Source organism: Salinicoccus kekensis (genome assembly GCF_900220995.1).
GTDB lineage: Bacteria > Bacillota > Bacilli > Staphylococcales > Salinicoccaceae > Lacicoccus > Lacicoccus kekensis.
Map to the genome: position 1 here is coordinate 37,179 of NZ_OBQF01000006.1, position 24,849 is coordinate 62,027.

At 49.7% G+C, this 24,849-nt stretch carries 30 protein-coding genes and 1 riboswitch; of the genes, 8 read left to right on the plus strand and 22 right to left on the minus strand.

The annotated features are described in order from the left end of the window. Nucleotides 1-28: 28 nt before the first annotated feature. Genes CRN96_RS11015 through CRN96_RS11025 form a run of 3 tightly spaced genes read left to right on the plus strand, consistent with a single transcriptional unit; the run spans nt 29 to nt 1,980 of the window. Complete coding sequence (locus tag CRN96_RS11015) at nt 29-730, plus strand: ABC transporter ATP-binding protein (protein WP_097042127.1); 702 nt, start codon at nt 29-31, stop codon at nt 728-730. Further along, nucleotides 730-1,494 carry an ABC transporter permease gene (locus CRN96_RS11020; RefSeq protein ID WP_097042130.1) on the plus strand — a complete coding sequence of 255 codons (765 nt, stop codon included), beginning with the start codon at nt 730-732 and terminating at the stop codon, nt 1,492-1,494. The genes CRN96_RS11015 and CRN96_RS11020 overlap by 1 nt, the downstream gene beginning before the upstream one ends. A gap of 9 nt (nt 1,495-1,503) precedes the next feature. Next, the gene (locus CRN96_RS11025; protein ID WP_097042132.1) at nt 1,504-1,980 is read left to right on the plus strand and encodes a lipoprotein; all 477 of its coding nucleotides are present in this window, start codon (nt 1,504-1,506) and stop codon (nt 1,978-1,980) included. 327 nt (nt 1,981-2,307) lie between these two features. Here the strand turns inward: CRN96_RS11025 and CRN96_RS11030 are convergent, their stop codons facing one another. Both CRN96_RS11030 and CRN96_RS11035 read right to left on the minus strand, forming a co-directional pair. Continuing rightward, complete coding sequence (locus tag CRN96_RS11030) at nt 2,308-2,868, minus strand: thioredoxin family protein (RefSeq protein WP_218839935.1); 561 nt, start codon at nt 2,866-2,868, stop codon at nt 2,308-2,310. Nucleotides 2,869-2,922: 54 nt separating this feature from the next. Next, a complete protein-coding gene (locus CRN96_RS11035; RefSeq protein WP_179647201.1) occupies nt 2,923-3,249 on the minus strand; it encodes a GRAM domain-containing protein in 327 nt (108 codons plus the stop codon). Between the two features lie 200 nt (nt 3,250-3,449). Here CRN96_RS11035 and CRN96_RS11040 point away from each other — a divergent pair, with 200 nt between their 5' ends. Further along, on the plus strand, nt 3,450-4,001 hold the full coding sequence (locus CRN96_RS11040; protein ID WP_245844661.1) for a M15 family metallopeptidase: 552 nt from the start codon (nt 3,450-3,452) through the stop codon (nt 3,999-4,001). 51 nt (nt 4,002-4,052) lie between these two features. Here CRN96_RS11040 and CRN96_RS11045 read toward each other — a convergent pair whose 3' ends face one another. Beyond that, entirely contained in the window at nt 4,053-5,234 is a 1,182-nt protein-coding gene (locus CRN96_RS11045; RefSeq protein WP_097042140.1) for an MFS transporter, read from the minus strand. 196 nt (nt 5,235-5,430) lie between these two features. On the opposite strand from CRN96_RS11045, the gene cyoE reads away from it, so the two are divergent. Then, nucleotides 5,431-6,354 carry a heme o synthase gene (gene cyoE, locus CRN96_RS11050; protein ID WP_245844664.1) on the plus strand — a complete coding sequence of 308 codons (924 nt, stop codon included), beginning with the start codon at nt 5,431-5,433 and terminating at the stop codon, nt 6,352-6,354. Nucleotides 6,355-6,401: 47 nt separating this feature from the next. Here cyoE and sufB read toward each other — a convergent pair whose 3' ends face one another. From sufB to CRN96_RS11120, 14 genes are all read right to left on the minus strand, one after another. After that, nucleotides 6,402-7,799, minus strand: coding sequence for a Fe-S cluster assembly protein SufB (sufB, locus tag CRN96_RS11055; protein ID WP_097042142.1), 1,398 nt, complete (start codon nt 7,797-7,799; stop codon nt 6,402-6,404). 21 nt (nt 7,800-7,820) lie between these two features. Then, entirely contained in the window at nt 7,821-8,258 is a 438-nt protein-coding gene (gene sufU, locus CRN96_RS11060; RefSeq protein WP_097042144.1) for a Fe-S cluster assembly sulfur transfer protein SufU, read from the minus strand. Next, nucleotides 8,248-9,471 carry a cysteine desulfurase gene (locus CRN96_RS11065; protein WP_097042147.1) on the minus strand — a complete coding sequence of 408 codons (1,224 nt, stop codon included), beginning with the start codon at nt 9,469-9,471 and terminating at the stop codon, nt 8,248-8,250. The genes sufU and CRN96_RS11065 overlap by 11 nt, the downstream gene beginning before the upstream one ends. A gap of 22 nt (nt 9,472-9,493) precedes the next feature. Continuing rightward, entirely contained in the window at nt 9,494-10,810 is a 1,317-nt protein-coding gene (gene sufD / locus CRN96_RS11070) for a Fe-S cluster assembly protein SufD (RefSeq protein WP_097042149.1), read from the minus strand. A 15-nt stretch (nt 10,811-10,825) separates the two neighbouring features. After that, a complete protein-coding gene (gene sufC / locus CRN96_RS11075) occupies nt 10,826-11,611 on the minus strand; it encodes a Fe-S cluster assembly ATPase SufC (RefSeq protein WP_097042151.1) in 786 nt (261 codons plus the stop codon). Between the two features lie 256 nt (nt 11,612-11,867). Next, complete coding sequence (locus CRN96_RS11080; protein WP_097042153.1) at nt 11,868-12,770, minus strand: sulfurtransferase; 903 nt, start codon at nt 12,768-12,770, stop codon at nt 11,868-11,870. A 121-nt stretch (nt 12,771-12,891) separates the two neighbouring features. Continuing rightward, a complete protein-coding gene (locus CRN96_RS11085; protein WP_097042155.1) occupies nt 12,892-13,227 on the minus strand; it encodes a DUF4870 domain-containing protein in 336 nt (111 codons plus the stop codon). A gap of 273 nt (nt 13,228-13,500) precedes the next feature. After that, the gene (locus CRN96_RS11090) at nt 13,501-14,403 is read right to left on the minus strand and encodes a MetQ/NlpA family ABC transporter substrate-binding protein (RefSeq protein ID WP_097042157.1); all 903 of its coding nucleotides are present in this window, start codon (nt 14,401-14,403) and stop codon (nt 13,501-13,503) included. A 46-nt stretch (nt 14,404-14,449) separates the two neighbouring features. Further along, nucleotides 14,450-15,142 (minus strand): methionine ABC transporter permease, encoded by a 693-nt coding sequence (locus CRN96_RS11095; RefSeq protein ID WP_097042159.1) that lies wholly within the window; start codon nt 15,140-15,142, stop codon nt 14,450-14,452. Beyond that, nucleotides 15,142-16,161: a methionine ABC transporter ATP-binding protein gene (locus CRN96_RS11100; RefSeq protein WP_097042161.1), complete on the minus strand. Its 1,020-nt coding sequence runs from the start codon at nt 16,159-16,161 to the stop codon at nt 15,142-15,144. The genes CRN96_RS11095 and CRN96_RS11100 overlap by 1 nt, the downstream gene beginning before the upstream one ends. 77 nt (nt 16,162-16,238) lie before the next feature. Further along, nucleotides 16,239-16,338: riboswitch (SAM riboswitch) on the minus strand. A 45-nt stretch (nt 16,339-16,383) separates the two neighbouring features. Beyond that, complete coding sequence (locus CRN96_RS11105) at nt 16,384-16,692, minus strand: thioredoxin family protein (RefSeq protein ID WP_179647203.1); 309 nt, start codon at nt 16,690-16,692, stop codon at nt 16,384-16,386. Then, entirely contained in the window at nt 16,643-17,050 is a 408-nt protein-coding gene (locus CRN96_RS11110; RefSeq protein ID WP_097042165.1) for a toprim domain-containing protein, read from the minus strand. Before CRN96_RS11110 ends, CRN96_RS11105 begins: the two co-directional genes overlap by 50 nt. 65 nt (nt 17,051-17,115) lie before the next feature. Continuing rightward, nucleotides 17,116-17,496, minus strand: a complete 381-nt coding sequence (gcvH, locus tag CRN96_RS11115; RefSeq protein WP_097042167.1) for a glycine cleavage system protein GcvH — start codon at nt 17,494-17,496, stop codon at nt 17,116-17,118. Nucleotides 17,497-17,568: 72 nt separating this feature from the next. Continuing rightward, entirely contained in the window at nt 17,569-17,922 is a 354-nt protein-coding gene (locus CRN96_RS11120) for an arsenate reductase family protein (RefSeq protein ID WP_097042169.1), read from the minus strand. Between the two features lie 123 nt (nt 17,923-18,045). On the opposite strand from CRN96_RS11120, the gene CRN96_RS11125 reads away from it, so the two are divergent. Beyond that, the gene (locus CRN96_RS11125) at nt 18,046-18,363 is read left to right on the plus strand and encodes a thioredoxin family protein (RefSeq protein ID WP_097042171.1); all 318 of its coding nucleotides are present in this window, start codon (nt 18,046-18,048) and stop codon (nt 18,361-18,363) included. 40 nt (nt 18,364-18,403) lie between these two features. On the opposite strand, the gene aroD is transcribed toward CRN96_RS11125, so the two are convergent. From aroD to CRN96_RS13165, 4 genes are all read right to left on the minus strand, one after another. Beyond that, entirely contained in the window at nt 18,404-19,147 is a 744-nt protein-coding gene (gene aroD, locus CRN96_RS11130) for a type I 3-dehydroquinate dehydratase (protein ID WP_097042173.1), read from the minus strand. 289 nt (nt 19,148-19,436) lie between these two features. Then, complete coding sequence (locus CRN96_RS11135; RefSeq protein ID WP_097042175.1) at nt 19,437-19,850, minus strand: organic hydroperoxide resistance protein; 414 nt, start codon at nt 19,848-19,850, stop codon at nt 19,437-19,439. A 103-nt stretch (nt 19,851-19,953) separates the two neighbouring features. Beyond that, nucleotides 19,954-21,276, minus strand: a complete 1,323-nt coding sequence (locus CRN96_RS11140; protein ID WP_097042178.1) for a Na+/H+ antiporter family protein — start codon at nt 21,274-21,276, stop codon at nt 19,954-19,956. A gap of 352 nt (nt 21,277-21,628) precedes the next feature. Then, on the minus strand, nt 21,629-21,820 hold the full coding sequence (locus CRN96_RS13165) for a hypothetical protein (RefSeq protein WP_143544316.1): 192 nt from the start codon (nt 21,818-21,820) through the stop codon (nt 21,629-21,631). 64 nt (nt 21,821-21,884) lie between these two features. On the opposite strand from CRN96_RS13165, the gene CRN96_RS11145 reads away from it, so the two are divergent. Further along, the gene (locus CRN96_RS11145; RefSeq protein ID WP_245844692.1) at nt 21,885-23,717 is read left to right on the plus strand and encodes an ABC transporter ATP-binding protein; all 1,833 of its coding nucleotides are present in this window, start codon (nt 21,885-21,887) and stop codon (nt 23,715-23,717) included. A gap of 17 nt (nt 23,718-23,734) precedes the next feature. Next, nucleotides 23,735-24,583 carry a serine/threonine-protein kinase gene (locus CRN96_RS11150; RefSeq protein WP_179647204.1) on the plus strand — a complete coding sequence of 283 codons (849 nt, stop codon included), beginning with the start codon at nt 23,735-23,737 and terminating at the stop codon, nt 24,581-24,583. A 76-nt stretch (nt 24,584-24,659) separates the two neighbouring features. On the opposite strand, the gene CRN96_RS11155 is transcribed toward CRN96_RS11150, so the two are convergent. After that, the coding region (locus tag CRN96_RS11155) for a cold-shock protein (RefSeq protein WP_097042506.1) at nt 24,660-24,849 on the minus strand (190 nt) is incomplete at its 5' end.

The window sequence follows — 24,849 nt, forward strand, 5'->3', positions numbered from 1 at the left end:
ACCATATATTTAAAGGAGGAAACTCATAATGCCCATTATAGAATTCAAGAACGTGAGTCACAATGATATTCTGCATAATATCACGGGATCGTTCCGTGAAAGCAGGATCACCACTTTCGTCGGGCCGAGCGGTGCCGGAAAATCGACCTGCCTCAAGATGATCAACGGCCTTCTCTCGCCCGACGCGGGGGAGGTGCTGTACAGGGGGAAGGACATTTTCGATTATGATATCAGCGGGCTCAGGAAAACCGTCAGCATGGCATTTCAGAGTTCCCCCATGATCCACGGCACCGTCTACGACAACTTGAACCTGCCGTGCGAGGTGCACGGTGAAGTGCTCGGGGAAGCACGTGCAGCCGAACTGCTCGACATGGTCGAGCTGGATGCATCCTTCCTCACCCGCCCCGTCAGGGAGGTCTCCGGGGGTGAAAGGAGCCGCATATCACTAGCCCGCACTTTTGTGCACAGGCCGGAGGTCCTCCTCCTTGATGAGATCACTTCAAGCCTCGACTATGTGCTTGTCAGGGATATTGAAAGGCTTGTTATGCGCCTCCAGTCCGAAAAGGAGGTCACTGTCATCTGGATCACCCATGATCTGGAGCAGGCGAGGCGCGTCAGCCATGATATGTGGTTTTTGAGGAAGGGCGAACTCATCGAGTACGGCCCTGCGGAATTCATAGACGGGACCGATAACCCTGAAATACAGGCATTTGTAAAGGGGGAACACTGATGTCATTTTTGCAGCTTGGACTGTCATTGATCTTTGTCGCCATCCCGCTCGGACTGACTTTATTTTTAAAGCTCGGGCTCGAGAAGGATATCATCATAGCAACGGTGAGGTCGGTCATCCAGCTTCTGATCATCGGATACATACTGACGTTCGTTTTCGAAAGTGACTCCGTCATCTTCATCATCCTGATGATCCTCCTGATGATCGCCGCAGCGAGCCAGAACGTCGTGAAGAAAGGGACCGGGATCCCGGGGATCACCGCCATCATCATCTTCACGCTGTTCGCGGTTGAAGCCGTCTCGATGGGCATACTGCTCGGCTTCAGCATCATTCCGGCAGAACCTGAACAGATCATCCCGATCAGCGGCATGGTGATCGGCAACTGCATGGTCCTGTCCCTTTTATTCCTCAACAAGTTCAAGGATGAACTGGTCAACAGTGAGGAAGTGATCGAACTGATACTGTCGTTCGGCGGGGCACCTGAAGCGGCGATTTCAAGGAGCCTGAAATCGTCGATCCGGACGAGCATGATCCCCACCGTCGAAGCGATGAAGACGATGGGCCTCGTGCAGCTCCCCGGCATGATGAGCGGATTGATCATCGGCGGTGCAGACCCGCTTGAAGCGGTGATGTACCAGTTGCTGATCCTGTTCCTCATCCTGACCACCGCCGCCCTGTCCTCGGTCATGGTCGGCTATATGTCCTATCCGAAATTATTCAACCAGCGGCTGCAGTACATCGGGCTCAGGCCGTCGGAACGGTAGGTGATTTGTATGAATAAAAAATTACCGCTTCTTTTCGCGGCTGTCCTCGTCCTGGTGCTCTCCGGCTGTGCAGCCGGTGACCGAGAGGAAGCGGAGACCGGATTTGAAGTGGTCGCCAAATCCCAGTCGGTCCCGGTACAGGAATTCCAAAACGGTGCGGAGCTGATCCATGATGAAGATATGCTCATGACCTCTGTTGAAGAGACCGGTGCCGATATCGGCGCGGAAGATGTAGATTTTGAAGAGGCTCTTCTTTTTGAAGTCTCAATCATGGAGAACGGCTGCGGCTACACACTCACTTCCGTGGAGGAAGATGACGGCATACTGAAATTCAACTTCGAACTGACGCCGGTTGCGGAAGAGGGAGCCGCTCCGGGTGACGTCATCTGCACGGAAATCGCAGTGCCCGCGGTATTTTATGTGAAGACCGGCCCCGTCGACTTCCACAGCCTCGAAGTGTACGGCTCCGGAATGAAATATGAGTGATGGCGGGTACTGTAATAAAATCCCGGCTGCTCACTCGGTGGCAGGTTTGCATGGTGAATGAGCAGCACGGACACATTTCTGCTCACTCAGCCCCGGATTTCTTGTTAACTGAGCAGCGGAGACGTATTTCTGCTCACTCAGCACCGGATTTCTTGTTAAATGAGCAGCGTCGAGGAATTACTGCTCATTCATCACCTAATTTCATATTAAATGAGCAGCACGGACGCATTCCTGCTCACTCAGCCCCAATTTTCTTGTTAACTGAGCAGCACAGCCTCAACCCGGCCAAAATAAGCCTGCCCCTCAATAAAAGGGGCAGGCTTATTCTTATATCGCCGTATTGATCTTTTTTTTCATATCCTGATAAATATGCTGCCACAGCACTTCGTTGCCTGCGAATGTCTCCGCCAGCTCGCGGACTTTCACTTTGAACATCTTGTCGTATTCGTCCGAGCCTTTTTCAGGCATGTCCCGCAGCACTTCTTTCTGGATTTCGGTAGTTTCAGGCGCACGCGGCCCCCACTTTGCAACTTCCTGTCCGTCTTCATTAAACAGCACGATGATCGGTATCACACGTTTGCCGTCTGTCTCATAAGCATCCATCAGTTCAGTATGTGTGTCGCGGAGGGAGATTCTTGTGTCGATCTCACCTTTTTCAGCGATTCTTCTGAAAATCGGCAGGTTCATCATGCAGTGGCCGCACCACGGCTCAGCGATGATTATGGCCCTGACGCCGCTGTCGGCCGTCTGTCTGAAGAACGCTGCGTCTTCAGGCAGCGTGAAGTTTTCATATATCTTCATATAGTTCTCTTCATGATCCGTCAGTTCCTTTTCATACTCATCGAATGTCAGTCCCTTTTCAAACCAGTCGTTCAAGTTCACTTTCATTCCTCCTTCAGTCATTTCACCTTTAATTTTATCATATTCAGGTGCGGTGCCCAGTCATTTGGCTGCCTTGTCCGGCAGCGTCTCAATCATGCGCTCGATCTTCCTCACCCAGTCCTTGCGCCGGTTGACCACGAACTGGAATTCCTCACCATCTGCCGTGGTCACCCGGATGCCGTTCGGTATCGGGATCTTCCCGAGCATATTGTTCACGATGCTCACTGTCTCGACATCTTCAAGCATGATCTCCGTCCTCGTCTTCTTCACCTGCATCATGGCGGGATCATGAATGAGACGTGTTGCAGTCAGAAATAAACGCCCTTTGACCGCATGAATGCCGTGCCATAAATTCGCCGTGCCTTTTTTGACGATATCTTCAGCCACTATGAACCCCCTCTCCTAAATGAATATATAAACGGTATTATAACATACGGACGGTAACATATTTTTACATATTCTCACTATATCTGCCTCAAAAATTACACCGCCATTACAATTGAATTTCATATTGTTAAGAAGCATTGCCCCGATTCCTCACTATGTTACCGTGAAAATGTAACAAAATTGTGAAAGGGGACATTTATTTGCAACATTCATTCAAGAAGTATTCACAAATTTTACTGGGAGCTGCACTCCTGCTCACGCTGTCGCTTACATACGGCGGAAAAGCGAAAGCTGCCTCAGACGGCGTTTATTACGGTCTGCATCCCGAGGTTGCTGAGAAGGCGGCCCTTGTAAAGCAGATCGCCGCCGATCAGGGCATATTGATCAGATATACGGACGGCTATCGTTCATTTGAACACCAGGATGCCCTCTACAATCAGGGCCGGACGACAGAAGGTCAGGTCGTGACGAATGCCCGCGGCGGTGAGTCCTATCATAATTACGGCCTTGCGATCGACTTTGTGCTGACCGATCATTACGGCAATGCCTACTGGTCACTTGACCGTGATGCCAACGGAAACGGCGTCTCCGACTGGGAGGACGTCGGCAATATAGCGAAGAGCGTCGGCTTCAACTGGGGCGGCGACTGGACATCATTCCCGGATTACCCCCACCTGCAGCTGGACTACGGCATGACGCTTGCAGATCTCCAGTACTGGTACAATCAGGGTTATTACCAATTTGCATATTAATCAGAAAAGAGGCCCGGGAATCCCGGGCCTCTTAAAATTTCAACGGAGGGTTTATGAAGTGACTCCCCCGCTTTTCCTGCCATGCACAAAATAATAAACGACGAGACCCGCAAGGATGACAAGGACGAGGGATGCATACATGCCCCTGTAACCGAGCATCGGCACGATGAACCCGAGTGCGAGCGGACCGAATCCGAGGCCCAGGTCCAGGGCGATGAAATAGGTCGTATTCGCAAGCCCCATGCGGTGCCGCGGCGTCGCTTTAATGGCAAGGGCCTGGGAGATCGACTGGAAGTTGCCGTAGCCGAGGCCCATGAGGAGAGCTGCTGCGAGCAGCATCCATCCGGCATCCGCCTGGCTGATCACAAGCATGCCTGCGGCGAATGATATCAATGCAGGATAGACGACGATGTTCGCACCCTTCCTGTCCATCAGCGGACCGGTCACCGGCCTGGAGAGCAGCACCGCAATCCCGTAGACCAGGAAGAAGAAGCTGCCCGCTTCAACCAGATCGATTTCAGCGGTATATCCCGTGACGAATGAAAGGATGCTTGAATAGGCGAAGGCCAGTACGAACATCACGATCGAAATCGGTACGGCACGCGCCTCGAAGTAATCCGACAGGCTGAAACGCTTGTAACCTGAAGCGGGCACTTCCACTTCCGGTGGACGCACGGTGAGGCTGAGCAGCAGGCTGATGGCGGCCATGATGAGTGAGAATATGAAGATGCTCGTAAACCCGTACTGGTTCAGAAGCACCACCCCGACCAGGGGCCCCACGGCCGTCGCCAGTACGACGCTCATGCTGAAGTAGCCGATCCCCTCGCCGCTCCTTGAGCGCGGGATGATCTGGGCGACGATCGTTCCCGTCGCGGTCGCTGCAAGACCGAGCGCCACCCCGTGCAGGAATCTCAACCCCATCAGAGGGTAGATGCCCATCGGCACAAAATACAGTGCAGTGGTGGCGAGCACCGCTGCTGCCCCGGCCAGGAGCATCTTCCTGTTGCCGATCCTTGCAATGTTCTTCCCGCCGTACAGGCGGCCGAACAATGTCCCGATGATGAATATGCTGGAGACGAAGCCGGCCATGCTGACCGATGCACCGTATATTTCCATGGCATACACCGCCATCGTGACAAGCAGAAGGTACATCGACAATGTCAGCATCAGGTTGACTGTGGATGTCAGTACGAACCCTTTCGTCCATAATTTCTCTTTTCTTTGATCGGCCATTTATAACACAGCTTCCTTTTAATATTTTTAGAAGATGCAATCATTTACTAATTGTACAGAATTCAGACACAAATGCCCAGAAACATGCCCGCATAGGCACCCGTGGTGATGCGAAATATCCGGCAGACTGATATAATGTAATATGGATATTTTCCAACATTGCGATGTTGAGTTTAACACTTGAGAGGGAATTCTTTTGAATAACGATCATTCATCATCCGGGGACCGGATGCAGTCCCGGACCGCATCCGGCCTTTCCGGATTTCTTACTAATGTCAAATATCTGCTGAAGGGGAAAGTGCTGGTGGCGAATGTGCTGCCGGTATTCACCGCATTCTGGCTTGCGCTCTACTTCAGCGGGGAGGATTTCAGCAGCCACTTCGGCACCTTCCTGCTCACCATGATCGGAAGCACGCTGATCATCGCCGGCGCCCTGATGTTCAACAACTGGTATGAAGCCGACCTTGATAAAAAGATGGACCGCACGCAGAACCGTCCGACGGTCACAGGTGCTTTCACACTGACCGCGGTGTTCCGCTCGGCGGTCATCACCACGATCCTCGGCTTCGGCATCATGCTGTTCACGACGGTTGAGGCGGCACTTTATTCGTTCCTCGGCTGGTTTTTCTATGTGGTGCTCTACACTTTCTGGTCCAAGCGGAAATATACCATCAATACGATCATCGGCAGCATTTCAGGGGCATTTACGCCGCTGATCGGCTGGGCAGCCGTGGCGCCGGCGAATCATATCGTCCCGGTCATGCTGTTCTACCTGCTGTTCATCTGGCAGGTGCCGCATACGCTCGCCATTGCGATCAGAAGGCTCGATGATTATACGCGGGCAGGCGTACCGATGCTGCCCGTCGTCTCAGGCGTCCCGATGACCATCCGGCAGATGCTGATATACATCATCGCCCTCCTTCCTTTCCCGTTCGTCCTGCTCCCTTCAATGGGGCTGATATTCTTCATCGTCACGCTTGGACTTACGGCAGGCTGGATCATCCTCGCCTTCAGGGGAATAAAGACCATGGACACCGTATTGTGGGCACGCATGAACCTGCGCTATTCACTGATTTACCTTATCATCACCCTGCTCGTGATGATACTCGTCACCATATAGAAAAAAAACGCCTTACCGGAATCCGGTAAGGCGTTTTAATATGATCATTAACCGATTGAACCTTCCATTTCGAAAGAGATCAGACGGTTCATTTCAACCGCATATTCCATTGGAAGTTCTTTTGTGAATGGCTCGATGAAGCCCATGACGATCATTTCAACCGCTTCAAGTTCACCAATACCACGGCTCATCAGATAGAACAACTGTTCTTCAGATACTTTCGAAACTTTCGCTTCGTGCTCCAGTGAAATGTTATCGTTTAAGATTTCATTATACGGGATCGTATCGGAAGTGGATTCGTTATCCATGATCATGGTGTCACACTCGATGTTCGCTCTTGCATTTTCAGCTTTTCTGCCGAAGTGGACCTGTCCGCGGTATGAAACTTTACCGCCGCCTTTGGCGATCGACTTGGAGACGATCGTTGAAGACGTGTTAGGTGCCAGGTGGATCATTTTCGCACCTGCGTCCTGCAGCTGGCCTTTACCTGCCAGAGCGATTGACAATGTCATACCGCGTGCGCCTTCACCTTTAAGGAAGATTGAAGGGTACTTCATTGTGATCTTGGAGCCGAGGTTTCCGTCGACCCATTCCATAGTTCCGTTTTCGTCAACGAAAGTACGCTTGGTCACAAGGTTGTATACGTTGTTTGCCCAGTTCTGGATCGTCGTGTAACGGCAGTAGGCATCTTTTTTGACGATGATCTCAACAACTGCAGAGTGCAGGGAGTTCGTCGTGTAGACAGGTGCTGTACAACCTTCTACGTAGTGGACGCTTGAACCTTCGTCACAGATGATCAGTGTACGCTCGAACTGACCCATGTTCTCGGAGTTGATGCGGAAGTATGCCTGCAGAGGCGAATCGACCGTAACTCCAGGAGGACAGTAGATGAATGATCCACCGGACCATACAGCTGAGTTCAACGCTGAGAATTTGTTGTCCGTCGCCGGCACTACAGTTCCGAAGTACTCTCTGAAGAGATCTTCGTTTTCACGCAGTGCAGAATCCGTATCCTTGAATATTACGCCCTTGTCTTCAAGAGCCTGCTCCATGTTGTGGTAGACCACTTCTGATTCATACTGTGCAGAAACACCCGCAAGGTATTTCTGTTCCGCTTCCGGGATACCGAGTTTGTCAAACGTCAGTTTGATTTCTTCCGGCACTTCATCCCATGAGCGTTCAGTCTGCTCGGAAGGCTTCACGTAGTACGTGATCTCATCAAAGTTCAACTCTGAAAGGTCCCCGCCCCACATCGGCATTGGTCTGTCGTAGAAATGCTGCAGCGATTTCAGGCGGTAATCCAGCATCCACTGAGGCTCTTCCTTCATTTTTGAAATCTCTTTAACAATTTCCGGTGTCAGACCGCGGTCCGAACGGAAAATTGATACGTCTTCATCATGGAAACCATATTTATAATCTTCTATTTCAGGTACATTTTTAGCCATGACAATCACTCCTTCTATATATTACTGTCCGGATCCTTTAACACCTTTTTCAAGTGCTTTCCAGGTTAGCGTCGCACATTTTATACGTGCAGGGAACTGGCTCACCCCGGACAATGCTTCTATATCCCCATACTCTTCCGGAATATCGTAGTCTTCACCGAGCATCATCTTACTGAATTCCTCGCTCATCCCGAGCGCCTCTTCCAGCGATTTGCCCTTGATGGCCTCTGTCATCATCGAAGCGCTCGACAATGAAATGGAACAACCTTCACCATCGAATTTGGCATCCCGGACGATGTCATCCTGGACGTCCAGAGTCAGACGGATTGCATCACCACATGTCGGATTGTTCATATCGACGGTCATCGTGCCTTCTTCAAGTACACCTTTGTTCCTCGGGTTCTTGTAGTGGTCCATGATGACCGAGCGATACAGCTGGTTCAGATTATTAAAATTCATGCGTGAAAAACTCCTTTGTGCGTTCCAAAGAATCGATGAAGTAATCAATTTCATCTTTAGTGTTGTATAAATAAAAGCTCGCTCTGGCCGTGGAGGAGACTTCCAGGAACTTCATCAGCGGCTGGGCACAGTGATGCCCGGCCCTGACCGCAACCCCGTCGGAATCCAGTGCAGTCGCCAAATCATGAGGATGTACACCGTCCAGGTTGAATGTGATCAATCCGGCGCGTTCTTCCCTTGGTCCGTAAATCTCTATGCCTTCAATCTGTGACATCTTATCATATGCGTACTTGACCAGTTCCTGTTCGTAGCGGAGTATTTCATCTGCACCGACCTCATTGATGTAATCGATCGCTGCAGATAACCCGATCGCTTCCGCGATCATCGGTGTGCCCGCTTCGAATTTCACCGGCAGATCAGTCCATGTGGACTCTCTCAAATCCACGAAGTCGATCATATCTCCACCATATTCGATGGGTTCCATATTATCAAGTAAATCAGCTTTGCCGTAAAGGACGCCTATACCTGTCGGGCCGAGCATCTTATGGCCGCTGAATGCATAGAAGTCGACATCCAGATCCTGCACGTCCACGCTCATGTGGGGCACCGCCTGTGCACCGTCCACAGCGATATATGCGCCGTGACTGTGTACGATTTCCGCAATGCTCTTAATGTCGTTGATCGTGCCGAGCACATTGGAAACATGTGTGAGCGCCACAATCTTCGTCCTGTCCGACATCACCGCTTCAACATTCTCCAATTTGATCGTTCCATCCGCTTCAAGGGGAATGAACACGAGATTGGCCTTTTTACGTTTTGCAAGTTCCTGCCAGGGTACGATGTTCGCATGGTGCTCCACCGCAGTGACGACGATGTCATCACCTTCCGAAACGTTCTCTTCACCGAAACTGCGGGCAACCAGATTGATTGCCGAAGTCGTGCCTCGTGTGAAGATAATTTCTTCATAGCGCTGTGCATTGATGAAACCTCTGACCTTCATCCGTGCCTGCTCATATGCATCCGTTGCCTTCGTTCCGAGTGTATGCACGCCCCGGTGGACGTTTGAATTGTAATTCTGGTAGTAATCGTTCATCGCATCGATCACCTGGGATGGCGACTGGCTTGTCGCGGAAGTGTCCAGGTAAACCAGAGGCTTACCGTTGACTTCCTGATCCAGAATCGGAAAATCTTTGCGGATGGTATTTATATCCATATGGGAAAAACCCCTTTAATGCTTATTTCGATAATACTTTCAACTCTATGACTTCTTTAAGCTGCTTCTTGACCGATTCGATCGGCAGGGCTCTTACCACTGGGTCCAGGAAACCGTGGATCACAAGTCTCTCTGCCTCTCTCTGTGAAATACCGCGGCTCATCAGATAGAAGAGCTGAAGCGGGTCCACACGTCCGACTGAAGCTGCGTGACCGGCTGTCACGTCGTCTTCATCGATGAGGAGGATCGGGTTCGCGTCACCGCGCGCACGTTCGCTCAGCATCAGGATGCGTGATTCCTGCTGTGCGTCACTGCGTGTCGCACCGTGCTTGATGTAGCCGATACCGTTGAAGATGCTTGTCGCTCTGTCTTTCATGACGCCATGCTTCAGGATATGTCCATTGGAATCCTTACCGTAGTGGATGATCTGTGTCGTGACGTTCTGGTTCTGTTCACCGCGTCCGATCGTGACCGTCTTCATGTCCGAATTTGAACGGTCGCCCATGAGGTAAGTCGTGTTGTCGTTGATGATGTTTGAATCGCTCATCAGGCCGAGTGCCCAGTCGATTCTTGCATCAGTCGATGCAACACCGCGTCTGTTGATGTAACCCGTCATGCCTTCTGCAAGCACATCCACCGCACCGTAAGTGATTTTCGCATTATCCAGTGCAAGGACCTCGGAGACGATGTTGATCTGCTCATTGGTCTGCTCGACGTTGGACAGGTAGTTCTCCACATAAGTGACTTCCGATCCTTTGTCCGCAACGATGAGGACATGGTTCACGAGGGATGCCTTTTCATCATCGTGGAGTACGACCATCTGAATAGGATCTTCAATCTGGACATCTTTCGGCACGTAGACGAACAGTCCGCCGTTCAACATTGCCGTATGGAAGGCCGTGAGCTTATGCTCATCGACTTTCACACCGTCGGTCATGAAGTACTTTTCAACGAGCTCAGGGTGATTGTGTGTCGCTTCGATGATGTTTTCGATGATCACACCTTTGTCCTGCAGTTTTTCATCTATTTGGAGATAAGCAGGCGTATTGTTGTGCTGGACATAGATGTTTTTGGTGTTTTCGATATCAAGAATTTCCTTGACCGCTTCAGGCAGCTCATCCAGGCTGTTGTAGACACTGCTGTCGACAACAGGCTCTGCCATTGTGAAGAAGTCCCATCTCTTGATGTTCGTCTTGTCAGGCTTCGGCATCTCAAGATTTTCGATCGTCTCGAGTGCTTCCCGCTTTTTATTGATAAGGAAGTCGGATTCACCACGCTCTGTTGCGCGCTGAATGACTTCATCTGCATTTATAATATATTCATTAGATACAGTAGCCATTATGATCCTCCTGTCTTATTTAACGTCAGATTCTACAGTTACGTCATCAATACCTAATTCTTCTTTGATCCAGTCATAACCTTCGGACTCAAGACGCTCTGAAAGTTCTTTGCCGCCGGATTTGACGATCTTGCCTTTCATCATGACGTGTACATGGTCAGGCTCGATGTAGTTAAGAAGTCTTTGGTAGTGAGTGATGATCAGTGAACCGAAGTTCTCACCGCGCAGTTTGTTGATGCCTTTTGATACGACTGCAAGTGCGTCGATGTCAAGACCGGAGTCGATTTCGTCCAAGATGCCGAATTTTGGCTCAAGCATCATCAGCTGGAGGATTTCATTTCTCTTTTTCTCACCGCCGGAGAACCCTTCATTCAGGTAACGTGTTGCCATGTCCTGATCGATTTCAAGGTACTCCATGTTTTTATCCAATTTCTTGATGAACTGCATCAAGTTGATTTCGTCGCCTTCCTCACGATGTGAGTTGATCGCCGAACGAAGGAAGTCTGAAGTTGTCACGCCTGAAATTTCGGATGGGTACTGCATTCCAAGGAATAGGCCGGCTTTCGCACGCTCGTCCACTTCCATCTCCAGCACATCTTCACCGTCAAGAAGTATTTCACCCTGAGTCACTTCATAACGCGGATGTCCCATGATTGCCTGTGCCAAAGTGGACTTACCAGTACCGTTCGGTCCCATGACCGCATGAATTTCGCCTTGCTTGAGTGTCAGGTCGACACCTTTTAAAATTTCTTTACCGTCTATTTCGACATGTAAGTTTTTGATTTCCAGAACAGAAGTCATTTACTTATCCTCCAATTAGAAAATATTATTCTCATACTCCACTAGTTTATAATAATTCTAATCTATAGTCAAAGAATTGGAGTATGATTCACACTGTAATATTATACCTTAAAAACCAAACATATTAAAGGGGTGTGCCTCGTCCGAAAGTATGATTCCGGGAGGAAAACGCTTTAAGCTCCTTGAGAATGGGAAAACCCAAATGATTCCGTCATCATTCAGGTTTCTTATCGTTTATGATTCAAATGTTGTAATCTTACTCCGAATCTTTCGTTTCCATCGGCAGGCTTTCATCCGCCGCCCACTCCGATAGCGAACCGTCATAGACCGCCACATTGTCCTGACCGAGTTTGTTCAGCAGATACTGCGTCCATGTTGCCGCAATTGCACCGCCGCAGTATGTGATGACCTTCTTATCCTCATCCAGTGCGCCCACCGCTTCAAACCGCTCTTTCAATTTTTCATCATCGTACACTTCGCCGGTTTCAGGATTGGCCAGATCTCCAAAGAAGACGTTGACTGCGCCTTTAATATGTCCCGGCCGTGCATACGTTTCAGTCTCACCGTTATAATTCGCCGGACTCAAGCTGTCGAGTATCACCACATTATCGTCATCGATTGCTTTCAGGACATCTTCCTTGCTTGCATAGAGTTCAGGACGCCTGGTGATATTCAGATCTCCTTTTTCAGGAGTAACGATTTCATCGGTTGTTGGACGTCCTTCTTTTGTCCACTTGTTAAAGCCGCCGTCCAGTATCGCAACATTATCGAATCCTTCGAATTTCAACTGCCATGCCAGGCGTGACGCCCAGTCAGAGGCTTCAAAGTCCACGTCCACCTGTGCACCCCGGTCGTAGATGACGACGAATGACTCATCTGAGACGCCGAGATCCTCCATCTTGTCGGTGAATTCCTCATGACCGATCACCGCAAAACTGTATGGTCCTTCCGGGTCCGAAAACTCCCCCAGTATATCTGCAAAGACTGCACCGGGAATATGACTCTTCTCATATTCTTCGCGGCCGCTCCAAACTTTCGTGTCATTGCCTTCCTCAGGCACTTTCAAAAATGTCGTCGCATCGATGATCCTTAAACCTTCATCTTCCAGATGCGCTTCAAGCCATTCAGTCGAAACAAACTTTGCATTATTTTCAGTCATCCAAAGCACTCCCTTAAATCATATTGATTAGCTATGATTTAATCATATCATAAAATGAAGCTCGATTAAAAATGAACAGCCGGACGATGAAGTTTCAAGGCCCGGCTGTTGTTTTTCATATTCACTTGATGATGTCCAGCGTGAACGGCGGCTTATACACTTCACCGTTCACTGTCTTGACGATGCCGATGATGATGAAGACGATCGTCGCAACCTGCACGACCGGCCCCAGTACGAAACCGATCAGCACGACTGTAGTGGCCCACGCGATCAGCGCGTAAATCGTATAGGATATGCCGAAGTTGGCCACATGCCGCAGTGCTTCCGCCGTCGCCGGATCATCGTCCTTCTTCAAGGCCCAGATGATCAGCGGTCCGATGAGAAGTGTGAACAGCGCCAAAATATAAGATACGAGGACGAGTGACGAATCATAACCTGCCTGAGTCTTCTGTGTCATTTTAGTCTCCCCTTATGTGGTGCTTTCAATACATCAATTTTACCATAAATAAACAAATTACACAATCGAATTCCTCCTGCCGGAAGGGGCTGTATAAGGGAATCGATTAAGCCATCTGATATATAAAAGATAATCGAAATCTGGACGCAAATTCGATTAAGTTGCCGGAATCATCAAAGTTAATCGAATCCGCCCCGGCAACCGCGCCCCGCGTCCGCAACCGCCACCCATAAAAAAACCGGCAGATCATCTGATTTGCCGGTTCATGATACTTTATTCTGCTGGGATTACTTCGCCCTGATACGTCTCTTCTATGAACTGTTTAATTTCATCTCCCTGAAGCACTTCCATCAGCTGCTGGATGTCTTCCCTTTCAGCGTCGCCTGTACGTACAGCGACCAGGTTGGCATATGGAGAGCCTTCACCGTCTTCGACTGCAATCGAATCATCAACCGGATTCAATCCACCGTCGATCGCAAAGTTGGAGTTGATGATGACGACAGGTGCTTCGTTATTGTTGTACATTTCAACGAGCAGTTCCGGTGCCGTCTGGTTATTGAAATCGAAATTCTTCGGGTTTTCAGTGATATCATCGAACGTCGCATCTTCAATGTTGATGCCGTCTTCAATTTCAACCAGGCCGGCATCCACAAAGAATGACAGGAAGCGTCCTTCCTCAGCCGGGTTGTTGGAAACAAGGATCGTTGAACCTTCCGGCACTTCTTCCAATGATTCATAGTCCTGGGAATAAACTGCCATCGGCTCGATATGTACATTCCCTGCCGATTCAAGGTCGTATCCGTGTGACTCGATTTCACCTTCAAGATAAGGTGTGTGCTGGAAGAAGTTCGCATCCACTTCTTCGTCCGCAAGCAGACGGTTCGGTGTCGTATAGTCATTGACTATGCTGATATCAAGTTCGATGCCGTCTTCTTCAAGAATTGTCGCCGCTTCTTCGAGAATTTCAGCGTGTGGTGCAGGTGATGCTGCGATGGATATCGTACCGCCTGCTTCTCCTGAAGCATCCTCGGATGCAGTTTCTTCAGTTTCAGCGGACTCTTCAGTCTCTCCGCCCGTATCCGCGCTTTCTTCAGTGCCTTCTTCCCCGCCGTTGCCGCATGCTGCAAGTACCACTGCAAATACGCTTAAAACCATGAATAGAAATAACTTTCTCATAATTTACCCTGTCCTCTCCAACCAAATAATTTTATATAATTGATGATCAGCGTTTATCGACCGCTTTCGCAAGGTAGTCCCCTGCGAACTGGATGATGAAAACGATGATCAGTATTACTATAGTCGCAACCAGCGTGACATCACTCTGATTCCGTGTGAATCCGACCATGTAGGCGAGGTTGCCGAGTCCGCCGGCGCCGATGACGCCTGCAATCGCAGTCGAACCAACCAGCATGATTGCCGTCACCGTGATGCCGGATATCAAAGCGGGCATCGATTCGGGGATGAGCACCTTCCAGATGATCGTCCATGTGCCTGCACCCATCGACTGGGCCGCTTCAATGACGCCTTTGTCTATTTCCTTGAGCCCGATCTCGACCAGCCGCGCATAGAACGGGGAAGCCCCGATGATGAGCGCCGGCAGTGCGCCCTGCACACCCATGATCGTGCCCATGATCGCTTTTGTGAACGGGATGAGCAGAATGATCAGGATGATGAACGGTATCGCCCGGAACAGATTGACGAGGAATGCCGTCACACCGTAAACGGGCTGGCTCAATGTGTTGTCGCTCTTATCGGATAAAAATAAAATGATGCCGAGCACCAGTCCGATGACCAGCGTGAAGGCTGTTGCGATGCCGGTCATATAAATCGTATCGACCGTCGCTTCCCATACGACGTCCCACTGTACGTTCTCGAAGCTGAACATTTCCGTGAAGGCCTGGATTAATTCATTCATTATTTCTCGACCTCCACTGTAATATCCTCATTGCCGAGCGTATCGATGACTTTTTCAAGCGTCGCGTCATCCACATCGATCGCAACATACAGATGGCCGTATGACTCGTTGTTCGTCTGCTTGATATTGCCGGAAAGTATGTTCATATCGAGGTCGAACTGCTTGATGACCCTGGAGACGACGGGCGTCTTCGATTTGGTGCCGACGAATCCGATCTTAAGTATTTTCGAATGCGGGAACAATTCCCGCACTTCATCAAGGGCGAGTGCCGTCTCCTCATCATTGATATCATCCCTGACGAAGCGTTTCGTCACGCTGTGCACAGGGTTCTGGAACAGCTGGAGCACTTTGCCGGTCTCGACGACCCGGCCGTCCTGCATCACCGCCGCCCGGTCGCATATCTTTCTGATCACATGCATCTCATGGGTGATCAGTACGATGGTGAGGTTCATCTCCTCCCTGATCTCCTGAAGCAGGTCGAGGACTTCATCCGTCGTCTCCGGATCCAGTGCACTCGTCGCTTCATCGCAGAGCAGTACGGCCGGCTCATTCGACAGCGCCCTGGCGATCCCGACACGCTGTTTCTGACCGCCGGACAGCTCACTCGGATAGTTCTTCTCCCGGCCGGTGAGGCCGACGAGCTCGATCAGTTCCTGCGTCCGCCTCCTGCGCTCCTTCTTACCGACACCCGCAATCTCCAGCGGGAAGCTGATGTTTTCTTCCACGGTCCTCGACCAGAGCAGATTGAAGTGCTGGAAAATCATCGATACTTTCTGACGTTTCTGCCGCAGATCTTTTTTGGAAAGTTTGTTGATCGTATCCTCCCCGATGATGATGTCCCCGGATGTTGGCTCCTCGAGTCCGTTCAGAAGGCGGATCAGGGTCGATTTTCCGGCACCGGAATATCCGATGATGCCGAAGATCTCACCACTTTCAATCTTCAGGCTGACATCGTCCACTGCGGTGATGTCGGCCGATTTCGTGCTGTAATTTTTATTGACGTTTAAAATGTCTATCATTATTCATCTTCCAAACTATTATAAAATAAAATGCCTACTCAATTGGTATGAAAAGAGTAGGCATTTGTCAGTTCAGCCTCTCATCTTCGAATCGATCGATTCAGTGACTTGGCACCTTGTCTAAAGACGGTTGCCGTGGTATCAACGGGCACTTCCCTACACCACTCTGGATAAGAGTCATTATTCGATTGTGAATTATATTACCATCAGTGCACCATCACGTCAATGATGACGCTCCAGTATATTCAACAAATTCGTGACCGATTCAAAGCGGTATACACTTTCCTTCAGCTCACCGTCTTCGAATATCAAAAGCGCCGGTGCGGACGTGATCTTGTAGTCATTGATGATGTCCACATGATAATTCAGGTCGATCGCCGTATATTCAAAGTCATGGATTTCCTGCGTCAGGTTCAGCATGCGCTCCGCAATCCGGCAGTTTGCACATATCGGCGCATATCCGTATAAAATAAATGTTCCTTCAGAGTGAATAAGATTGTATATATCCTGTGTCTCCAACTGCTCTTTCATCATAAAACTTACCTTTCATAATCAAGCTTGTATCAACGTAAAAGCCATGCCGCATCAGAAGATTTGCGAGGTAGTCCCTCGGACATCTGCCCACTTCCCCGAATTTTGGATCAATATAGATGTGTGTGCTTTCACTAAGGTGCCTTTTGAACCATTTACGGATTTTCCGGCCTTCCTTATCAGCGTCCGAAAGGATGTAGATTTCAGAACCGTCAAGCTGTTCCAATATCTCATCAAGTTTCGAGACTCCCATTGTACCAAAAGTGCAGATGATCTGCACGGGTTCCACAAGCACTTCTTCAATACGGCGTTTATCGGTTTTACCTTCAACGATGAGCACTTTATCAGAAAGATACATTTTCATCACCCTTGGAGTATTTTATTTTAAAAAAACTCTAGACAATGTCTAGAGTTGTTAAAAAATTATGCATCTGTAATTTCAGCATAAGCATCTGCATTAAGCAGGCTGTCTAATTGTGAAGTATCTTCGAGTTCAACTTTAACCATCCACGCATCTTCGTATGGTGATTCGTTGACGAGTTCAGGGCTGTCTTCAAGCTCTTCGTTCACTTCAACAATTTTACCGTTCAAAGGTGCATAAAGTTCAGAAACAGTCTTAACGGATTCAACGCTGCCGAAAGATTCACCTTTCGTCATTTCGTCGCCTTCTTCAGGAAGCTCAACGAAAACGATGTCTCCAAGCTCACCCTGAGCAAAGTCTGTAATACCGATTGTTACTGTATTTCCATCAGCTTTTACCCATTCATGATCTTCAGAATATTTCAAGTCTTGTGGTAGTGCCATGATAAAAAACCTCCTCTATGATCTATACAATTATATAATGACATATTTCACAAAGTTTCTCAAGTAAATTCGTCAAAGCAGTGTTTCTTTATATTCGGACTCCTTGAAACCCAGCAGGACATCATCTCCTGCATCCACTAAAGGACGTTTGATCAGCATGCCGTCCGTCGACAGAAGTTCAATTTTTTCATCATCATCCATCTCAGGCAGCCTGTTCTTCAAATCCAGCTCTTTGTACTTCTTTCCTCTGGTGTTGAAAAATTTACCGATGTCATGATCCGATTTTTCAATGATCCTTTTCAGCGTCTCTTTCGAAGGCGGTGCCTTCACCATATCATGTGCTTCAAATTCTATGCCGTTCTCCTCCAGGAACTTCTTCCCCTTCCTGCAGGTTGTACACTTCGAGTATTCGTAGAAAGTGATCATGCCGTACCTCCGTATGTTTTTAGTACTATACCCAGAACAATGAAATTTTATTCATACTTTCATTTTACAACATTCAAATGATAAAATGAAAGGGATCTTACAACTTACCTGGGAGTGTAGCCGATGAAGGCATTGAGGACTTATGACGATTACAGGAAAGCAGTGAGGAGCAATGACGCGGTCATCGTCAAATTTTATGCGGACTGGTGTCCCGACTGCGCCATTTTCAACGATTTCATCCCGTCCATCATGAAGGAGTACAGGTACATCAAGTGGTTCGAACTGAACCGGGATGAAGTGTCCCAAGCGGCGGACGAGAACGATATCGGCGGTATCCCGGACCTCCTGATCTTCAGGAAGGGTGCCGTGACCGCCCGTCTCGGCGCCCATAATGCGGACAAGCCCGGCAAGGTGAGAGAGTTCCTGAAGGAAAATCTGTGAAACGAAAAAAGTGCGGCCTCCATACAGGAGCCGCACTTTTTTATTCGTATGCTTTCAGGGCAGCCTTGATGTCAGCTGCATGCACCTGTCCGGGTGCGGTGTTTTTCGTGAGGTAGCCGTACGTCAGGCAGGAGCCGAATTCCCCGCCGGTCAGCCGCGTCAGTTTTCCGCTCTCCCCCATTGAGATCCCGATGACTTTATTGCCGATGGCTTCTTTCGCCGTCTTCACGATCTTAAGCATATTGAGGACATCATCATCATCCTGCGGCGCATAGGCGAGCTTCAGTATTTCCCCGCCTGCACTGTGCATGCGGTAAAGCAGCTTCTGCATCTCCTCCACTTTCGGGGTGGCCTTGAAATCATGCTGGCTCAAAAGGACGGTCTTTTCGTATTCTCCCGCACATTCCATCATTTCAGGGAGGAGTTTGCCCGCCGTGATGAATTCCATGTCGATGATGTCGATATCGCATTTCGCGATGACATCCATCAGGAGGTCTTTATATTCAGCATAGGACCTTGCACCGCTGCCGCCTTCATGGGATGTTCTGTATGTATAGATGACAGGTATGTCCCGGAGTTCCCCGGCCAATTCATTAACCAGCTTCAAATGTTCGGAGCGGCTCATGTTGTCGAAGCCATCACCGCGGATTTCAACGATATCCAAGGCATTCCGGTTCTCCGTGATATGAACCAGTTCCGACTCCATCTCCTGCCTGGATGTGCCGCTGATCGACACCACCACTTTCGGCAGTCCTTCATACATTTCAATATTTTTAATCTTCATGATATCCCCCGCCACTTTATGTTGATGTTCAACTTATTGTACACATACTTCCATAAAAATAAAAGCACCCAAAATCCCAGGGGAAGGATTTTGGGTAAGGGGACTTGACCAAGGGGAATGGTCAAATTAATGTCTGTAAGTACAGTATACCCACTAATTATTAAGTTAATGTTAAGAACACATATTTCTTTTGATGGAAAAATTACTCTTCATCATAAGATTTGCTTATGATGGGAAAATCCGCAAAATAAAAAGCACGGAACCTTGGTGGTCCCGTGCATGGATCGAACTATTCAGCTGTCACATTCAGTTCCACGTCGATGTTGCCGCGTGTCGCTTTCGAATAAGGGCAGAACTGGTGCGCCTGCTCCAGGTACTTCTCTGCATCTTCCTGTGACATGTTCTTCACTTTTGCATTGATTTTGACACCGAGTTTCGGGCCTTCATTTTCTTCATCATCCAGCAGCTGGACCGTCAGATCCACCACCGGTTCGGCATTTTTCACGCCGCCCTGTTTCAGCATCAGGTCGAATGCACCGTTGAAGCATGATGCGTAGCCTGCTGCAAAGAGCTGCTCAGGGTTTACGCCGTCGCCATCCTGATCCGGCGGGAGCACCGGTGAATCGATTTTTTTATCGTCCGTATGGACATGGCCTTTACGGCCGCCTGTGTTGGTTGCTGTGATTTCATACTTGAGTGACATTTATTACAACCTCCTAAATAGTGATTACATATCTCTTTACCCTATTTTAAATATAATAATCTTTCAGAAAAAATAAAACACCGCCCCAAAGGACGGTGTCTCATTAAAGTATTACGGCAGCGATGGTGCCGAATATGATCAGCGGAATATTATAGTGGAGAAAGGTCGGGACGACCGTATCCCATATATGATCGTGCTGGCCGTCGGCGGCAAGCCCGGCCGTCGGGCCGAGCGTGCTGTCGGAAGCAGGCGACCCTGCGTCACCGAGTGCTGCCGCCGTTCCGATCAGTGAAGCAGTCGCAAGCGGACTGAAGCCGAGGGTCATGCACAGCGGGACAAAGACGGCCGCAATGATCGGGATCGTCCCGAATGATGTACCGATCCCCATCGTGATGACGAGGCCAACGAGAAGCAGGATGACCGCGGCCACTGCATGCGGCGCCCCTTCGAACCAGCCTGCGACCGTATTGGTCAGGTCATTCACTGCATCCGTTTCAGTCAATACCGACGCATAGCCAGAAGCGATGAGCATGATGAAGGCGATCGTCCCCATCATCATGACACCTTCCCTGACTGCCGCATCACTCCTGCTGACTTTGATGACCTGGCTGATGAGCATGACCGTGATGCCGCCGAGCGCCCCGATGATCATCGAGTCGAACGTCAGCTGCAGCACGAATGCTGCGATGATTGCAGCGAGTGTGATCAGATGATTCACTTTCTGGCGCGTTTCCGTAAGGCCTTCCGAAACGACGTTTTCAGCAGAAACGGTTTCGATATCCTTATATTCCTTCGGTTTCCTGTAAGTGATGAAAACGGCGGTCAGCAGCCCGACCGTCATCCCGAGAACCGGAATCGCCATTGCGGCGGGGATGTCCGACAACCCTATATCCAAACCGTTCTCCTGCATCTCGGTCACAAGGATGCCGTGGAAGATCAGACCGTAGCCCACCGGGATGAGTATGTACGGCGCCTTAAGCCCATATGTCAATGCACTGGCCACTGCCCGCCTGTCGATCTTCAGCCTGTTGAACAGCATCAGCAGCGGCGGAACGAGTATCGGTATGAAAGCGATGTGCACGGGTACGACCGTCTGAGACAGGACTCCGATGCCTGCAAATATGAATATGAGCAGGTACTTGCGTTTCCCGATCACCCTCAGCAAATAATTCAGCAGCACCTTGACGATGCCGGACATTGCGATCATCGAGGCGAAGATGCCCAGCAGCAGATAACTGAGCGCCGTCTCCGACTGTCCGCCCATCCCTTCCACAAGGACCGTGACGGTCTCACCGAGCGGCAGACCCGCAAGCAGACCTGCAGAAATCGCAGCCAGTATGAGGGCGAAAATAACGTGTATCTTCATTAAACTTAAAACAATTAAAATTAGAACTGAAATGACTACAGGATTGAACAGTGCTTCCATTGAAATAACCCCTGACCTTTTATGATGCATTTAATTTTATCAGAGAACCCCGACAATGACCACATGAATATGTGAAGTTTATCGCAAGTTAAAAACCGGGGTTTTTAATCGTTTTTTAATTTTCTGATAACTATTATTTAAGATTCAAATGGAATGATATAGATAACAAAACGAAGGGAGGAGAAAATTCATGAGTTATTTCGAAGACATCAAACCCGCAGCATCAAATGATTTCTCAACGGATTCATTTTCCAGCGCTTCAAGCGCATCCAGTGCTTCAAGCGCAAGCAGTGTTTCTTCCGACTAACGGATGGTAGCAGACATATGATGAAAGGAGGAGTACATCCATGACTTATTTCGAAGATATCCAACCTGCAGCATCAAATGATTTTTCAACGGATTCATTTTCCAGCGCTTCAAGCGCATCCAGTGCTTCAAGCGCAAGCAGTGTTTCTTCCGACTGATATTGACAGGGAACGGTTTTGATCTCAACTGAAATTTTTTGGACAGGCGGCCCGTGATATAATGGGCCGCCTGATTTCATACCGGGAGGAGCGGATGGCATGCAGAGGTTGACCAGATCAAGTAAAAACCGATCATTGAAGTCTGTGATCGACGATTTTTTCTCTCTGAAGAATACCGAAGGGAACATTATACGTGAAGCACCGCCGGTACCGCTGAAGGAAATCTTCAGATGGTTCTGGCCATATACCGAAAACTACCGGAAGTGGATACTTGTCGGCCTGATCTTCATCGCGCTGAAACCGCTGACGCTTTCAGGCACCGTCTGGCTGCTGCAGATTTTCATAGATAATGTGCTGGATGCACGGGACCTCGGACCTCTGTTATGGATTGTACTGCTGTACTTCGGGCTCAGTCTGGCAGGCGGGATATTTTCCTTCAGCGGCACATATGTGACCAACTGGGTCGGCCAGAAGTTCGTCCTGTCGCTGAGGGCGAAGCTGTTCCGCCATCTGCAGCACCTGCCCCTTCATTTCTTCGAAGGCCGGAAGCTCGGGGACATCATCGCAAGGCTGACCGGCGATATCGCATCGATTGAACGGCTGATCGTCAGCGGGGCGACATCCGCCCTATCATATCTTTTCCAGCTGATCATCTTCATCGGCATGCTGTTCTTCATGGAATGGAAGCTCGCGCTCGTCTCCCTGATCGTCGTGCCGATGTTCTATATGGTCACACGATTCTTCTCCGTCAGGATGAAGCTCGCATCCCGCGAACGCTCCAGACGGATGGGTGCGATCAATTCGCTTGCCGAGGAAGGTTTCTCGAACATTTCGCTGATGCAGGCCTTCAACCAGGAAAATCAGGAAGCTTCCAAATTCCAGGATCAGAATGTCGCAGCATATGATGCAAAAATGACGAAAGTGCGCCTGAAGGCTACATTCTCACCGACCGTTTCCCTGATTGAGACCGGCGGTACACTCATTGTCATGGTATTCGGCGCCTTCCTCCTGATGCAGAATGAGGTGACCATCGGCATATTGGTCGCCTTCCTCACTCTTCTGAGGCGGCTGTACAGTCCGGTCAGGGGGCTCAGCCGGCTGCTCAACACCATCTTCTCCGCTTCTGCGAGTGCCGAACGCGTCATCGAATTCATGGAGGAAGAGCCGGAGGCGGCCAATGAAGCAGGGAAAAAAATCAATAACGATGAAGGCAGCATCGTGTTCCGCAATGTGTCGTTTTCCTATCCGAACAAAAAGCGGAAAGTCCTCTCGGGCATATCATTCCGTGTCGACCCGGGCGAAACGGTCGCACTGGTCGGCGCAAGCGGTGTCGGCAAATCGACGATAGTGAAGATGCTGATGAGGTTCTATGTACCGGATGAGGGAGAAATCCTGCTCAATGACCATTCATTGAAGGATGTCGACATAAAGTCACTGCGCGATAACATCGCGGTCGTATTTCAGGAATCCCTCATCTTCGACGGCACAATCCGGGAAAACATCGCATACGGCAGACCCGGCGCAGATGATGCGGAAATCATCGAAGCGGCGAAAAAGGCCGATGCACACGAATTCATCAGAGAGTTTCCCGAGGGGTATGACACGAATGTCGGACAGAAAGGGCGGAACCTCTCCGGCGGGCAGCAGCAGCGCATCGCCATCGCACGGGCAATGATCCGTGATGCCTCCGTCGTCATACTCGATGAACCGGCAGAAGGCCTGGACGGCGCAACCGAACAGCGTGTCATGCAGCCGATGATACGGCTGATGGAAAACACTGCCACCTTGATGATCACCCATAACTTGAGGAGTGCCCGCATGGCGGATAAAATCGTCTATCTGGAAAAAGGCGGAAGCAGTGAGATCGGTACACATGAGGAATTGATGGAACAGAATGGGAGTTATAAGAAGCTGTATACAGCACAGCAGGGCGAAGAAACACCGGCACCACAGCACGGAGCCCTGGCTGTAAGATAATGAAGGAGGCAGAAAATATGAAGATCGGTGAAGAAATAAAGGTAGCACCGCTTGAGCACGGGGAAACACTTATCCCCGGCTATACTGTAGTAGAACATTTAAGGCGCGGGAAGGACTGCGACCTGTATCATTTGTGGAGTGAGGAGCGCATGACCAGCTGTATCGGCAAGACGATCCAGCCACTCGCAGACGGGAAGGCCGAGGCAAAGGAACGTCTGATCCATGAAGGCAAGGCCATCACCCGGCTCTCACACCCGAACCTGATCAAAGGCTATGAGCTTTATGAGGCGCCCCGCCCGATCATCATACAGGAAACGCTGACGGGGGAGACCATCTCACACCTGATCAGGAACATATACAAACGCGGGGAAGAGCTGCCGCTGATTCAGTTGGCACACTTCGGAAGGCAGCTCGCTTCGGTCGTCAATTATCTGCACCGGAACGACATCATTCATCTGGACATCAAGCCGTCGAACATCATCTCACAGCCGCCGCTCGCCAAATTGTTCGATCTGAACCTTGCATCGAAAACGGGCGTGGTCAGGAAAGGCACGGGAACCAAGCCTTATATGTCTCCGGAACAAGCGACCGGTGAACCCTTGACGACAGCAGCCGACATATGGGGCATCGGTGTGGTCCTCTTCTTCATGGCCACCGGCAGACGCCCGTTCAAAACATATGAAGAAAATCGGTACGAGCAGCTTGAACGCAATGCCGAACCCGTGGAGAGGCTCCGAGCCATGGATCCGGTCATGAGCAGCCTGATCAACAGCTGCCTGGACAAAGACCCGGAGCGAAGACCTGGATCGGAAGAAATATTCAAAGTATGCACCGATTACATATCGGCTGCACAGCACCCCTCCTGAAAAGGAGGGTTTTTATTTTAGACACAAAAAAAGGACGGCCGGAGCCGTCCCTTGAAAGTTTTATATTAATTATAGATTAAGCAGTCGTAACGTTAGTCGCCTGTGGACCACGCTGACCTTCTTCTACATCAAAGTTCACTTTTTGACCTTCTTCAAGAGTTTTGTAACCGTCAGCCTGGATAGCTGAGAAATGTACGAATACATCGTCACCCTGCTCCTGTGTGATGAAACCAAAGCCTTTTTCGCCGTTAAACCATTTTACTGTT

Coding starts and splice junctions, on each gene's coding strand:
- CRN96_RS11120 (WP_097042169.1), bottom strand. CDS start 17,922: ATGATCACTTTCTACGAATACTCGAAGTGTACAACCTGCAGGAAGGGG.
- aroD (WP_097042173.1), bottom strand. CDS start 19,147: ATGAAGATTAAAAATATTGAAATGTATGAAGGACTGCCGAAAGTGGTG.
- CRN96_RS11150 (WP_179647204.1), top strand. CDS start 23,735: ATGAAGATCGGTGAAGAAATAAAGGTAGCACCGCTTGAGCACGGGGAA.
- gcvH (WP_097042167.1), bottom strand. CDS start 17,496: ATGGCACTACCACAAGACTTGAAATATTCTGAAGATCATGAATGGGTA.
- CRN96_RS11105 (WP_179647203.1), bottom strand. CDS start 16,692: ATGAAAGAGCAGTTGGAGACACAGGATATATACAATCTTATTCACTCT.
- sufU (WP_097042144.1), bottom strand. CDS start 8,258: ATGAATTTTAATAATCTGAACCAGCTGTATCGCTCGGTCATCATGGAC.
- CRN96_RS11025 (WP_097042132.1), top strand. CDS start 1,504: ATGAATAAAAAATTACCGCTTCTTTTCGCGGCTGTCCTCGTCCTGGTG.
- CRN96_RS11095 (WP_097042159.1), bottom strand. CDS start 15,142: ATGAATGAATTAATCCAGGCCTTCACGGAAATGTTCAGCTTCGAGAAC.
- CRN96_RS11065 (WP_097042147.1), bottom strand. CDS start 9,471: ATGGATATAAATACCATCCGCAAAGATTTTCCGATTCTGGATCAGGAA.
- CRN96_RS11085 (WP_097042155.1), bottom strand. CDS start 13,227: ATGACACAGAAGACTCAGGCAGGTTATGATTCGTCACTCGTCCTCGTA.
- CRN96_RS11125 (WP_097042171.1), top strand. CDS start 18,046: ATGAAGGCATTGAGGACTTATGACGATTACAGGAAAGCAGTGAGGAGC.
- CRN96_RS11135 (WP_097042175.1), bottom strand. CDS start 19,850: ATGTCACTCAAGTATGAAATCACAGCAACCAACACAGGCGGCCGTAAA.
- CRN96_RS11030 (WP_218839935.1), bottom strand. CDS start 2,868: ATGAAAGTGAACTTGAACGACTGGTTTGAAAAGGGACTGACATTCGAT.
- sufD (WP_097042149.1), bottom strand. CDS start 10,810: ATGGCTACTGTATCTAATGAATATATTATAAATGCAGATGAAGTCATT.
- CRN96_RS11015 (WP_097042127.1), top strand. CDS start 29: ATGCCCATTATAGAATTCAAGAACGTGAGTCACAATGATATTCTGCAT.
- sufB (WP_097042142.1), bottom strand. CDS start 7,799: ATGGCTAAAAATGTACCTGAAATAGAAGATTATAAATATGGTTTCCAT.
- CRN96_RS11090 (WP_097042157.1), bottom strand. CDS start 14,403: ATGAGAAAGTTATTTCTATTCATGGTTTTAAGCGTATTTGCAGTGGTA.
- CRN96_RS11140 (WP_097042178.1), bottom strand. CDS start 21,276: ATGGAAGCACTGTTCAATCCTGTAGTCATTTCAGTTCTAATTTTAATT.
- CRN96_RS11020 (WP_097042130.1), top strand. CDS start 730: ATGTCATTTTTGCAGCTTGGACTGTCATTGATCTTTGTCGCCATCCCG.
- CRN96_RS11045 (WP_097042140.1), bottom strand. CDS start 5,234: ATGGCCGATCAAAGAAAAGAGAAATTATGGACGAAAGGGTTCGTACTG.
- CRN96_RS11080 (WP_097042153.1), bottom strand. CDS start 12,770: ATGACTGAAAATAATGCAAAGTTTGTTTCGACTGAATGGCTTGAAGCG.
- CRN96_RS13165 (WP_143544316.1), bottom strand. CDS start 21,820: ATGAAATCAGGCGGCCCATTATATCACGGGCCGCCTGTCCAAAAAATT.
- CRN96_RS11110 (WP_097042165.1), bottom strand. CDS start 17,050: ATGTATCTTTCTGATAAAGTGCTCATCGTTGAAGGTAAAACCGATAAA.
- CRN96_RS11100 (WP_097042161.1), bottom strand. CDS start 16,161: ATGATAGACATTTTAAACGTCAATAAAAATTACAGCACGAAATCGGCC.
- sufC (WP_097042151.1), bottom strand. CDS start 11,611: ATGACTTCTGTTCTGGAAATCAAAAACTTACATGTCGAAATAGACGGT.